The sequence below is a fragment of the Allobosea sp. P2_B12 genome, assembly GCF_056404835.1.
Map to the genome: position 1 here is coordinate 104614 of NZ_JBFUDG010000002.1, position 12875 is coordinate 117488.

At 67.3% G+C, this 12875-nt stretch carries 10 protein-coding genes; 8 read left to right on the forward strand and 2 right to left on the reverse strand.

All coding sequences use genetic code 11. From position 1 onward, the window contains the following. Positions 1-319: 319 nt before the first annotated feature. The 8 genes from tolQ (at position 320) to ftsH (ending at position 8979) form a co-directional block, all read left to right on the forward strand. Positions 320-1030, forward strand: a complete 711-nt coding sequence (tolQ, locus tag AC1DYU_RS05750) for a protein TolQ (RefSeq protein WP_158484286.1) — start codon at positions 320-322, stop codon at positions 1028-1030. A 12-nt stretch (positions 1031-1042) separates the two neighbouring features. Next, a complete protein-coding gene (locus AC1DYU_RS05755) occupies positions 1043-1492 on the forward strand; it encodes an ExbD/TolR family protein (RefSeq protein ID WP_158484285.1) in 450 nt (149 codons plus the stop codon). Positions 1493-1520: 28 nt separating this feature from the next. Then, positions 1521-2726 (forward strand): cell envelope integrity protein TolA, encoded by a 1206-nt coding sequence (gene tolA, locus AC1DYU_RS05760; protein ID WP_476790798.1) that lies wholly within the window; start codon positions 1521-1523, stop codon positions 2724-2726. A 2-nt stretch (positions 2727-2728) separates the two neighbouring features. Continuing rightward, positions 2729-4069 (forward strand): Tol-Pal system beta propeller repeat protein TolB, encoded by a 1341-nt coding sequence (tolB, locus tag AC1DYU_RS05765; protein ID WP_158484387.1) that lies wholly within the window; start codon positions 2729-2731, stop codon positions 4067-4069. A gap of 225 nt (positions 4070-4294) precedes the next feature. Beyond that, a complete protein-coding gene (pal, locus tag AC1DYU_RS05770; RefSeq protein WP_476790799.1) occupies positions 4295-4810 on the forward strand; it encodes a peptidoglycan-associated lipoprotein Pal in 516 nt (171 codons plus the stop codon). A 132-nt stretch (positions 4811-4942) separates the two neighbouring features. Next, positions 4943-5893, forward strand: a complete 951-nt coding sequence (gene ybgF / locus AC1DYU_RS05775) for a tol-pal system protein YbgF (protein ID WP_476791303.1) — start codon at positions 4943-4945, stop codon at positions 5891-5893. Continuing rightward, positions 5890-6942 carry a tRNA lysidine(34) synthetase TilS gene (tilS, locus tag AC1DYU_RS05780; protein ID WP_476790800.1) on the forward strand — a complete coding sequence of 351 codons (1053 nt, stop codon included), beginning with the start codon at positions 5890-5892 and terminating at the stop codon, positions 6940-6942. The genes ybgF and tilS overlap by 4 nt, the downstream gene beginning before the upstream one ends. Before the next feature lie 111 nt (positions 6943-7053). After that, positions 7054-8979 carry an ATP-dependent zinc metalloprotease FtsH gene (gene ftsH / locus AC1DYU_RS05785; protein ID WP_158484281.1) on the forward strand — a complete coding sequence of 642 codons (1926 nt, stop codon included), beginning with the start codon at positions 7054-7056 and terminating at the stop codon, positions 8977-8979. Between the two features lie 251 nt (positions 8980-9230). On the opposite strand, the gene AC1DYU_RS05790 is transcribed toward ftsH, so the two are convergent. Both AC1DYU_RS05790 and AC1DYU_RS05795 read right to left on the reverse strand, forming a co-directional pair. Next, positions 9231-10991: a sensor domain-containing diguanylate cyclase gene (locus AC1DYU_RS05790; RefSeq protein ID WP_476790801.1), complete on the reverse strand. Its 1761-nt coding sequence runs from the start codon at positions 10989-10991 to the stop codon at positions 9231-9233. A gap of 116 nt (positions 10992-11107) precedes the next feature. Further along, a complete protein-coding gene (locus AC1DYU_RS05795) occupies positions 11108-12781 on the reverse strand; it encodes a formate--tetrahydrofolate ligase (protein WP_158484279.1) in 1674 nt (557 codons plus the stop codon). Between the last annotated feature and the right edge of the window lie 94 nt (positions 12782-12875).

Consider the following 12875-nt stretch of genomic DNA (forward strand, 5'->3'; position numbering starts at 1 on the left):
ACTCGACACCGCGCACGATCCAGCGCCCGCCCCGGTCATCCGGGGCGGGCGTTTTCGCATGTCCGGCGGGGCCAACGGTCGCAGGTGCTGCCGCGTATACCCGGCATTAACCTTGCTGGAGGCTTAACTCGATCGCGAGCATGCGTTTCGCAGGAAACCCCGTTTGCGCCCATCTTTCGCCGGATTCAAAGGCGATTGAAGGCCACGGCATTTCCCCGGATCGCGGATCGGGCGGCGTCGCGGGGTCACCCGCGGCGCGTATGGCGGGGCGTTGGCCGGAGAACCGGCCCCGAGTCGCCAGGGCAAAAGGATGACATAGATGAACCCCGCCGACCTCGCGCAGGCCGCGCCGCCGATCGACATGTCGTTCTGGACCCTGTTCTGGCACGCCCATATCGTCGTCAAGCTGGTGATGATGGGGCTGCTCGGTGCCTCGATCTGGTGCTGGTCGATCATCATCGACAAGACGCTGCTCTATCGCCGCACGCGCAAGGACATGGACGCCTTCGAGGAGGTGTTCTGGTCGGGGCGTTCGCTGGAGGAGCTTTATCGCGACCTCGCCGCCAAGCCCGCCAACGACATGGCCGCCGTCTTCGTCGCCGCGATGCGCGAATGGAAGCGCTCCTTTGAGAATGGCGGGCGCTCGGTCGCCAGCCTGTCGCAGCGCATCGACAAGGTGCTCGACGTCACGATCCAGCGCGAGACCGAGCGGCTCGAGAACAAGCTGCTGGTGCTCTCGACGATCGCGTCGTCGGCACCATTCATCGGGCTGTTCGGCACGGTCTGGGGCATCATGCACTCCTTCACCGCGATTGCTGTGTCGAAGAATTCCTCGCTCGCCGTGGTGGCGCCCGGCATCGCCGAGGCACTGTTTGCCACCGCGATCGGCCTGTTTGCCGCGATTCCGGCGCTGATGGCCTATAACAAGCTCCAGGCCGAGGTCGCCAAGGCCTCGAGCCGTCTGGAAGCCTTCGCCGACGAGTTCTCCGCGATCCTGTCGCGGCAGATCGACGAGCGGCTGGCGGCTTGAGGGAACACTGACATGGGCATGTCTGCAGCATCCGGCGCCAAGGCCGGTGGAAGACGCGGCCGGCGCGGCCGCAAGCACGGCGCCATCGCCGAGATCAACATGACGCCGTTCATCGACGTGATGCTGGTGCTGCTGATCATCTTCATGGTCGCAGCCCCACTGATCGCGACCGGCGTGCCGCTCGACCTGCCGCAGACCGGCGCCAAGCCGATCAATGTCGACCAGAAGCCGGTCACCATCGCGATCGACGCCAAGGGCCAGATCTTCCTGCAGGACCAGCCGACGCTGGAACCCGATCTGGTGACGCGCCTCCAGGGCCTCGCCAAGCAGGGCTTCGACGAGCGCATCTATGTACGCGGTGACCGCATGGTCGATTACGGCCGCGTTGCCTCGGTGATGTCGACGATCACGTCGGCTGGCTTCAAGCGGGTCGCGCTCGTCACCGAGCCCGCGGCGCGCTGAACCAAGTGGAAGCGAGGGCTCAAGGGCTGTGAAGCTGACGACCTCCGAACCGGGCATGGTGATGTCGGCGCTCGGCCACGCGACGTTTCTCGTCGCGGGGCTGCTTGCGTTCTCTTCGCCTGCGCCGCTGCCGGAGAACGAGGAGGCGATCGCGGTCGAGATGGTCGATGCGAGCGCGCTGAACCAGGTGACGCGCGGCGAGCGCAAGGCCGAAAAGGTCCAGGCGCAGCCGATCCAGCGCGCCGAGCGCAAATCCGAGATCGTCGAGCGCAAGGAGGAGGGCGAGGCCAAGCAGGACGCGCCCGCGCCGCCGACCCGCCCGGCCGAACTCAAGACCGCCGACGACAATGCCTCGGCGCCGATGCCGCCCTCGCGCGCGGCCAATCTGCCCAAGACCGAGCCGAAGGTGACGCCGCCGGAGCCGGTGAAGCAGCCGCCGCAGAAGACCGAGGCTCAGGCTCAGGCGGAAGCCCAGCAGCGCCGCGAGGAGCTGGCCAAGCTTGCCGAGGATGCCGAGATCGCCTCCAAGGCCAAGCAGGCCGAGGAGCAGGCGAAGGCCGCCGCCAAGGCGAAGACCGAAGCCGAGGCGCAGGCTCGGCAGGAGGCTGCCGCCAAAGCCAAGGCGGAAGCCCAGGCCAAGGCCGAAGCCGCCGAGGCTGCGAAGGAAAAGGCCGAACTCGCCGCCAAGGCGAAGGCCGAAGCGGATGCCAAGGCCAAGATCGCGGCGGCCGCCAAGGCCAAGCAGGAGGCCGAAGCCAAGGCCAAGCGCGAGGCCGAGATCGCCAAGAACTTCAACCCGAGCGACATCTCCAAGCTGCTGCAGTCGAAGGAGCAGGCCCAATCGACGGGTTCCGCCGCGCCGCAGGTGAACCGGACGGCATCGCTCGGGACCGAACGCGGAGCCTCGCAGAAGCTCAGCCCCTCGCTGCGCGGCCAGTTGATCGGCATCATCCAGGACCAGTTGATGAAATGCTGGAACGTGCCGATCGCGCTCGCCAATGCGCGCGGCTCGGTCGTGCCGCAGGTCCGGATGAAGCTGAACACGGATGGCTCGCTCGTCGGGCAACCGGGCGTGGTGAATTCCTCCTCCGATCCGCTGTTCGCGGTGGCCGCCAGTTCGGCGCTGACCGCGACGCGCCGCTGCGCGCCTCTGCGCATTCCGGCTCAATTCGCTGCCTATTATGACGACTGGCGCGATGTCGTCGTCAATTTCGACGCAAGGGACGTCCTGTGACCCTGATCGACCGCAATCCTCTTCCGCTCCTGCCGGCCGCGCCGACGCGCCGCCGGCTGCTCGCGCTTGCCGGCGCCTCGCTGCTCGCGCCTGCGGCGGCCCGGGCCGAACTCGTCATCGACCTGCGCGGCGGCTCGTTCCAGCCGCTGCCGATCGCCATCGCCGATTTCGCCGGCGAGGGCGGGGTGCTGGTTTCCGGTGTCATCACCAACAACCTGAAGCGGTCCGGCTATTTCGCGCCGATCGACAAGGGCCGCCACCCGGACAAGAATCCGCCCTTCGATGCCGCGCCGGAATTCGGCGCCTGGAAGGCTGCCGGCGTGCAGGCTCTCGTGACCGGCCGCGTCTCGCGCGACGGCTCGGGCCGGATCAAGGCCGAGTTCCGGCTCTGGGACGTCACCACGGGCACGCAGACCGACGGGCAGCAGTATTTCACCGACCCGAACAACGCCCGCCGTGTCGGCCACATCATCTCGGACGCGATCTTCACCAAGATCACCGGCGTCGGCGGCTTCTTCGACACCCGCGTCGTCTTCGTCGACGAATCCGGAACGAAGGAGAACCGGCGCAAACGGCTGGCCATCATGGACCAGGACGGCGCCAATGTGCGCTACCTGACCGACGGCTCCGTCTCGGTGGTGACGCCGCGCTATTCGCCGGTGTCGCAGGAGGTCACCTACATGTCGCAGCGCATGGGCGAGCAGCCGCGCGTGCATGTGCTCAACATCGAGACCGGCCAGCGCCAGATCGTCGGCAACTTCCCCGACATGACCTCGAGCCCGCGCTTCTCGCCCAATGGCGCGCGCGTCGTGCTATCCCTGCAGCAGGGCGGCAACGCCAATCTCTATGCGATCGACATCGGCTCGCGCACGACGCAGCGGCTGACCTCGACGGGCGCGATCGACACCTCGCCCTCCTATTCGCCCGACGGCACGCAGATCGTTTTCGAGAGCGACCGGGGCGGCTCGCAGCAGCTCTATCTGATGGGTGCGGGCGGCGGCGAGGGCAAGCGCCTCTCCTTCGGCCAGGGCTCCTATTCGCAGCCGTCCTGGTCGCCGCGCGGCGACCTGATCGCTTTCACCAAGCGCACCAGCGGCGGCTTCGCCATCGGCGTGATGCGCTCGGACGGCTCGGGCGAGCGTCTGTTGACCGAAGGTTTCCATAACGAGGCGCCGAACTGGGCGCCCAATGGCCAGTACATCATGTTCTTCCGCGATCCCGGCGGACAATCCGGCGGCAAGCTTTACATGGTCGACATCACCGGCCGCGTCGAAGTGCCGGTCCCGACGCCGGCCTTCGCCTCGGACCCGACCTGGTCGCCGCTGCTGACGGCGGCGCGCTGAGGCGAGATGACAGCCAAATCCGGTGCAAAAGCGCCACATCGCGCCGAAACCGAACTTTCGCAGGATTTGGTTAACCATATGCCGCAATGCCGCCACTTCGCCTTGTTCTGGCAAGGTCTCGTTTAGGTTGACGCTTCATTGATGAGCGTAAGTTCATCGCAGCCTTCTTCTTTCAACGTCGTCCGTGAAACGCGCCTCGCACAGATCGAACGCCCGGAGTCCATCATGCTCGCCACTCTTTTCGCCGGCGGTCGCGCCATCCGCTTCGCCGCCGCCATCGCCGCCACGCTCGCGCTCGGCGCCTGCGCCAAGGACCAGAACGCCGACGCCAACGGCTTCGGCGCCGGTGGCGCCGCGACGCCCGGCAGCGCCCAGGACTTCGTCGTCAATGTCGGCGATCGCGTCTTCTTCGAAACCGATTCGACCGACCTGACCCCGACGGCGGTCGCGACGCTCGACAAGCAGTCGGCCTGGCTGCAGCGCTATCCGCGCTACGGCTTCACCGTCGAGGGCCATGCCGACGAGCGCGGCACCCGCGAATACAACTTCTCGCTCTCGGCGCGCCGCGCCCAGACCGTGCGCGACTATCTCGCCTCGCGCGGCATCCAGGGCAACCGCATGCGCATCGTCTCTTACGGCAAGGAGCGGCCGGTCGCGGTCTGCAACGACATCTCCTGCTGGTCGCAGAACCGCCGCTCGGTGACGGTGCTGGACGGTGCCGGCGGCGGCGCCGGCGTCTGACGCGCGGCATCAGTAAGACTTGATACAGGGCCGGCGCTTTCCTCTCGGGAAGGCGCCGGCCCTTTCATATTTTGGCCGTGGTCATGACGTGTTATACGGCCAGCCTTCACGCTCAACCCCGGTTCTTAGATGATGCTCCGACAGTCCCGCCTCGATCATTGGGTTCTCCCTCGCAGGGCCCTTGCCGGACTGGCCGCGTTCGCGTTCGGCGCGGTCGTGTTTTGCCTGAGCCTGCCCGCGCAGGCGCAGGACGCGGCCGATCTGGTGGTGCGGACCTCGCGGATGGAGAACCAGATCCGCCAGCTCTCAGGCCAGATCGAGCAGTTGCAGTTCGAGAACAAGCGTTTGAGCGACCAGCTCCGCAAGTTCCAGGAAGATGTCGATTTCCGCCTGAACGAGCGTGGCGGCGCCCGGCCGAGCGGCGCGGCTGCGCCGGGCAATGTCGCGCCGCCCGCTGGGGCCGCGCCGCGGCCTCAGCGCCGGGGCGATGCCTTCGATCCGAGCGTGCAGCAGGGTGCGGCCGGTGCGCCGCGTCCGCTCAATGGCGGCATCAGCGGCATCATCGAGGACGAGTTCGCCGAGGGCGGCGCGGGCCAGGGGCCCCTCGACCTCCAGGGCGTTGGCCGGACGGTGCCGCAGGGCGCGTTGCCGCCGTCCGTTCCGCGCGGCCCGAGCGTCGCCGCGGCCAGTGGCCCGGCGAGCGCCAAGGAGGCCTATGACCTCGCCTATGCCTCGATCCTGCGCAAGGAATACGAGCAGGCCGAGATGGGCTTCCGCCAGTTCCTGCAGAGCTATCCGCGCGATCGCCTTGCCGTTGATGCGACCTACTGGCTGGGCGAGAGCTATCTCCAGCGCAAGCGCTATCGCGAGGCGGCCGAGCAGTTCCTGAAGGTCAGCAACGACGCCCCGAAATCGACCAAGGCGCCCGAAAGCCTGCTGCGGCTCGGCATCGCCCTGAACGGTCTCGGCGCCAAGGACCAGGCCTGTGCGACTTACGCCAAGGTCGGGGTCGATTACCCCTCCGCGCCGAATTCGGTGCGGCAGGGTATCGAGCGCGAGCGGCGGCGTTCCGGCTGCGCTTGAGCGCGGTCCCGCAGACGAATCCGGCTGATCTCCCGGTCGGACGCCGCGAGGCAGCCGAACTGTTTGCAGGTCTGGCCGGGGAGGTGAGGCTGCTCGTCGCGGTCTCAGGTGGGCCCGACTCGGTCGCCCTGCTTGCTTTGCTGGCCGAATGGGCGCGAGAACCGGGCCGCCCGGCGCTTCATGCCGCGACTGTCGATCACGGTTTGCGCGCGGCCTCCGCCGCCGAAGCTGAAGACGTCGCCGCGCTCTGTGCGCAACTCGGCGTGCCCCACAGCATCCTGCTCTGGGACGGAGCCAAGCCTGCGACCGGCCTGCAGGAGCGGGCGCGCACGGCCCGCTACGCGCTTCTGGCTCAGGAGGCGCAGCGGCTCGGCGGTGCGCTGCTGGTCACGGCTCATACCCAAGACGACCAGGCCGAGACGCTGCTGATGCGGATGGCGCGGGGCTCCGGGCCTTCCGGCCTCGCCGCGATGCGGGAGCGCGTTCGCAAGGGGCAGGTGATGTTGGCGCGGCCGCTGCTCGGCATCCCGAAGGCGCGGCTCGTCGCGACGGCGCAGGCGCGGGGCCTGTCCTTCGCGACCGATCCGAGCAATGGCGACCCTCGCTTCGAGCGTGTGCGTTGGCGCGCCCTGATGCCAACGCTTGCCGAAGAAGGTTTGAGCGCGGAGCGGCTGGCGTTGCTTGCCCAACGCATCGCGCGGCTCGACGAGGCCGCGGCGCAGCGGGCGAAGACCCTGCTGCCGGAACTGCTGCTGGCCGACAACGCTCCGGTGCTGCGGCTGCGGTTCAGTGCGCTGCTGGCGGAACCGGAGGAGATTATGCTTCGCGTCGTCGCGCTGGCGCTGGAAGAGGTCGGCGGGGAGGGCAATGCTGCGAACCGGCTTGAACGCCTCGAGGCCTGCGTCGAAGCGCTCCGCGATGCCGCGCGCCAGGCGCTTGCGACGCGGCGGACCTTGGCCGGCTGCGTGCTCTCGCTCGGGGCTGACGGCATCCTGACCTTGCGGCGCGAAGGCCCACGCAGACGCGGTGTTCACCCTGCGATGTCATAGCTTGGGCGTCTTGCCTTGTTTCCCTTGGCAAGGGCCCCTGTCGCACCTAGATTAGTCTTTGCAAACTCTTGGCCTCTTCCGGTTGGTCCGGCAGGCCCGATCGGACTGGTGATGAATCCGAACTTTCGCAATTTCGCCCTCTGGGTGGTGATCTTCCTGCTGGTTCTGGCGCTCGTCACGCTGTTCCAAAGCCCGAGCCAGCGCGCCAGCACGAATGAGATTCCCTACAGCCAGCTTATCAACGAGTCGGATGCCGGGCGCATCTCGAACGTCGTCGTGGCGGGGCAGGAAATTTCCGGCACCTTCTCGGACGGCCGCAGCTTCGTCACCTACGCGCCTTATGGCGATCCGGCATTGCTGAAGACCCTGGCCCAGAAGGGCGTGCAGGTCTCGGCCCGCGCTCCCGCCGAGGGCACGCCCTGGTTCGTGGCGCTGCTGGTCAATTCGCTGCCCTTCGTCATCTTCATCGGCCTGTGGATCTTCATGTCCCGCCAGATGCAGAACGGCGCCGGCCGCGCCATGGGCTTCGGCAAGTCCAAGGCCAAGCTCCTGACCGAGGCGCACGGCCGCGTCACCTTCGAGGATGTCGCCGGCATCGACGAGGCCAAGGAAGACCTGACCGAGATCGTCGAGTTCCTGCGCGACCCGCAGAAGTTCCAGCGGCTGGGCGGACGCATCCCGCGCGGCGTGCTGCTGGTCGGCCCTCCCGGCACCGGCAAAACCCTGACGGCGCGTGCCGTCGCGGGCGAGGCCAATGTGCCGTTCTTCACCATCTCGGGTTCGGACTTCGTCGAGATGTTCGTCGGCGTCGGCGCCAGCCGCGTGCGCGACATGTTCGAGCAGGCCAAGAAGAACTCGCCCTGCATCATCTTCATCGACGAAATCGACGCGGTCGGTCGTCATCGTGGCGCCGGTCTCGGTGGCGGCAATGACGAGCGCGAGCAGACGCTGAACCAGCTCCTCGTCGAGATGGACGGCTTCGAACCGAATGAGGGCGTGATCATCATCGCGGCCACCAACCGGCCCGACGTGCTCGACCCCGCTCTGCTGCGTCCGGGCCGCTTCGACCGCCAGATCGTGGTGCCGAACCCCGACGTCGCCGGCCGCGAGAAGATCCTCAAGGTCCATGTCCGCAAGGTGCCGCTGGCGCCGGATGTCGACCTGCGTATCCTCGCCCGTGGCACGCCCGGCTTCTCCGGTGCGGACCTGATGAACCTCGTCAACGAGGCGGCGCTGCTTGCTGCCCGCCGCGGCAAGCGCATGGTCACCCATGCCGAGTTCGAGGACGCCAAGGACAAGGTCATGATGGGCGCCGAGCGCAAGTCCATGGCGATGTCCGAGGAAGAAAAGAAGCTGACCGCCTATCACGAGGCCGGCCATGCCATCGTCGGCCTGTATGTCCCGGCGGGTATCCCGGTCCACAAGGCGACGATCATTCCGCGCGGCCGCGCGCTCGGCATGGTCAAGTTCCTGCCCGAGGGTGACCGCTACTCGATGAAGTACAAGGAGTTCACCTCGCAGCTCGCGGTCGCCATGGGCGGACGCGTGGCGGAGGAGATGACCTTCGGCCGCGAGAATGTCACCTCGGGCGCGACCGGCGACATCCAGCAGGCGACCAAGATGGCCAAGGCCATGGTCACCCAGATGGGTTACTCCGACGAGCTCGGCATGGTCGCCTATGGCGACAACCAGGAAGAAGTCTTCCTGGGCATGTCGATGGGCCGCAGCCAGAACATCTCCGAGTCCACGGCGCAGAAGATCGATGCCGAGGTCAAGAAGCTGGTCGACACCGGCTACCAGGACGCCAAGAAGATACTCACCGACAATCACGAGCAGTTCGTGGCGGTGGCGGAGGCGCTGCTCGAGTTCGAGACGCTGACCGGCGAGGAAATCCGCGACCTGATCGCCGGCAAGCGCCCGACGCGCGATCTCGACGATACGCCCTCCGCACCCCGCGGCTCGGCCGTGCCGAGCGCCGGCAAGGGCCGCAAGCGCGGCGAGCCCGATGCTGGGCTGGAGCCGCAGCCGCAGGTCTGAGGCGGTCGCGATCGGCCGGACTGGTTCGGAAAGGGCGCCTCGCAAGGGCGCCCTTTTTCGTTGGGGGTTGGCATTCAATGAGCGCGACGTGTTTGCACGCCGAACGCCGTCATCCCGGCCGAAGCGCAGCGGAGCGCCGGGATCCATCATAGGGCAATGCGGAGCCTTATGATGGATCCCAGATTCTGCGCCGCTTCGCGGCTTGTCTGGGGTGACGGAGTGTTTCCCCGGGAAATCAGCACGCTCTAGCGTCAGCGGGTGGCGCTCGGCTCGCCCTGATGCGCAGCAACACCGTCGATGACGAAGGTATTGCGGCCGCCCTGCTTGGCGGCGTAGAGCGCCATGTCGGCATGGCTGGCGGCGTCGGCGAGCGTCGCGCCCTCCGCCACCAGGCAGGCGCCGATGCTGACCGTGACCGGCAGCGACAGGCCATTGGCGAGGCTGACCGGTGCGGCCCGCACGGCCTCGATGATCTTGGCTGCGACCGATGACAGCGAGGCCGGGCCGGCATCGCCGAGCAGCACGATGAACTCGTCGCCGCCCCAGCGTGCGCAGATGTCGTAATTGCGCAGGAGCCCGGTCAGGCGCGCCACGATCTCGACGATGACGGCGTCGCCGGCATGATGGCCATGGGCGTCGTTCACCGGCTTGAAGTCGTCGATGTCGACCAGCAGCAGGCCGGCCTGCCTGGCACTGCGCCGCGCCCGGTTCTGCTCGGTCTCGAAGGCGCGCTCGAAGCCGCGCCGGTTGGAGATGCCGGTCAGCGGGTCGAGATGTGCGAGGCGGTCCAGGGTCTGCGTGCGTTCGCGGACCATCTGTTCGAGCCTGTCGGTGTTGTCGCCGACCGTCCTGGCCATCTCGCTGAAGGCCTGCGAGAGCCGGCCGATCTCGTCGTCGCCGCGATCGGTCGCGACATCGTCGAAGCGGCCGGCCTGGACCTGCTGCACCGCGCCCTCGACGCGCGCCAGCCGGTCGAGCACGCTGCGCTTGAACAGCAGCGTCATCAGCGCCGCCGCGGCCAGCAGCATCACCGCCAGCAGCAGGGCGATCGGCACGAACAGGCGCCGGTCGATGATCTCGTCGACATCCATGATGGTGATGTTGAACCAGCCTAGCCGGTCGAGATAACCGACGCCCACGAGCGCCTGACGGCCATCGATCTGCATGAAGCGCGAGCGGACCAGCGCACCGCCGGCCGCGACCTGTTCCATCATCGCAGCCAGCGCGCTGCGGTCGCGCTCGCGGTCGAGCAGCGTGAAGATTGTGGTCTTCGCCTTCATGTCCTTGGTCAGGCTGTGGAAATCGACCAGCTTCGGGTCGCGATGCGCCTGCACGGCGCCGTTGCGGTCGACGAACATGCTCTGCACCCCGGTCTGCGGGATATCGACGACCTCGCGGATGAACTGGGTGAGATCGACGCCCGTGCCGATGACGCCCAGAACCCGTTCGCCCCGGCGGATGATGCAGTTGATCCAGACCTTGGTGACCTTGAGGTTGTCGTCATTGTCGACATTGAGATGGCAACCCGAACCGAGCGTCACCGTCTTGTAGTACCAGCCGTCCCGGGGGTTATCGCGCGAGAGGACGTAGCGCTTGCGATCGTGCTCGTAGGTGTTGTCCTTGTCGTTGAAATAGTAATTTCCCGTGCCGTCGAGCACGGCGAAATAGCTGCGGTCCTTGAAGGAGAGCCGGTAGTGCTCGAGCTCGGCCAGGCCGCGTTGCGCCTTGGCGGGGTCGGTCTCGTCCTGCGCCCATTCGAGGATGGCCGGCGAACGCGCCACGGTCTCGGCGAGCGAAACCTCGCGCATCAGCGAATCCAGCCCGCGATAGCGGTCGAACAGGATCTGCTTCTCGGCGAAGAGCGTGCCGAGCTTCACGACCGTGGTGTCGACGAGCCAGATGAAGGCGCCTGCCGCCGGCAAGGCGATCGCGATCAGGATCGCCAGCGTCCAGCCCAGCACCCTGGCCCTGAGGCCCCGGGGCAGCAGCGCGGCTGCGGTGGCCGATCCCATCGTCGCGACATCTCCTTGAGGCCGCTGCAAAACCGGTCGAGCCTCCCGGTGGAGAACCCTGTCGGGGAGGACTTAAAAATCCGCCAATATGCAGCGGAGTCGGCGCGGGTTTTCGCTCAGAACAGGCCCTCGATCCGCCCCTGCGCATCGATATGGATGCGCTCGGCAGCGGGTGCGCGCGGCAGGCCGGGCATCGTCATGATGTCTCCGCAGATCGCGACGACGAAGCCGGCGCCGGCCGAGAGCCGGACCTCGCGGACGGACACGATGTGTCCGCTCGGCGCGCCGCGCAAGGTCGGGTCGGCGGAGAAGGAGTACTGCGTCTTGGCCACGCAGACCGGCAGATGGCCATAGCCGGCCGCCTCGAGCTCGGCGAAGCGGGCGCGTACCTTGGCATCGCCGGCGATGCCATCGGCGCCATAGATCTGGCGGGCGATCGTCTCGAGCTTGGACCAGAGCGGCATGGCGTCTGGATAAAGCGGCGCAAAATCCGCTTCGCCGCCTTCGGCTAGCGCGACGACCTTCTGAGCCAGTTCCTCCGTGCCGACACTGCCATCGGCCCAGTGCCGGCAGATCACCGCCTCGACGCCGAGATGGTTGCGGCAGTAATTCGCGATCAGCGCATGCTCGGCCGGGGTGTCGCTGGTGAAGTGGTTGATCGCGACGATCGGCGGCACGCCGAACTTTCTGATATTGCCGACATGGCGGGCGAGATTGGCCAGGCCGGCTTCGAGCGCGGCGAGATCCTCCTGGCCCAGCACCTCCTTCGAGGCGCCGCCATGCATCTTCAGCGCGCGGACGGTGGCGACGATCACAGCGGCGGCGGGCTTCAGCCCGGCCTTGCGGCACTTGATGTCGAAGAACTTCTCGGCCCCGAGATCGGCGCCGAAACCTGCCTCGGTCACCACATAGTCGGCGAGCTTCAGCGCGGTGCGCGTCGCGACCACAGAGTTGCAGCCATGAGCGATGTTGGCGAAGGGGCCGCCATGGACGAAGGCAGGCGTGCCCTCCAGCGTCTGCACCAGATTGGGCATCACCGCGTCCTTGAGCAGCACGCTCATCGCGCCCGTCGCCTTGAGATCGGCGGCCGTCACGGGGCGCTTGTCGCGGGTGCGGCCGACGACGATCTTGCCGAGCCGGGCCTCGAGATCGTCGAGGTCGGTCGCCAGGCAGAAGATCGCCATCACCTCCGAGGCGACGGTGATGTCGAAGCCGTCCTCGCGCGGGAAGCCGTTGCTGGCGCCGCCGAGCGAGGAGACGGTCGAGCGCAAGGCGCGGTCGTTCATGTCCATGACGCGCCGCCAGGCGATGTGGCGGGTGTCGAGGCCGAGGCCGTTGCCCCAGTAGACATGGTTGTCGATGAGCGCGGCGAGCAGGTTGTGCGCGCTGGTGATGGCGTGAAAATCGCCGGTGAAATGCAGGTTGATCTGCTCCATCGGCACGATCTGGGCATAGCCGCCGCCGGCGGCGCCGCCTTTCACGCCGAAGCACGGACCGAGGGACGGTTCACGCAGGGCGATCATGCAGTTCTTGCCGATGCGCGAGAGGCCGTCGCCGAGACCCACCGTCGTCGTCGTCTTGCCTTCGCCGGCGGGCGTCGGATTGATCGCGGTGACGAGGATCAGCTTGCCGTCGGGCCGCCCAGCGAAATCCGGGATCTCATGCGTATCGACCTTGGCGATGAACTTGCCATAGGGATTGAGGGCTGCTGCGGGAATGCCGGCCTTGGCCGCAATGTCCGCGATTGGCTGAAGTGTCGCCGCGCGCGCAATCTCGATATCGGTCGGCATCCATGCCCCTCTGCTGAGCCTCGTCCGGCGGCTGTCATCCGCACGGAATCGTTTTCGCGACACTGCCGCGAAACCGCGCGTGCTGCCACTGCTT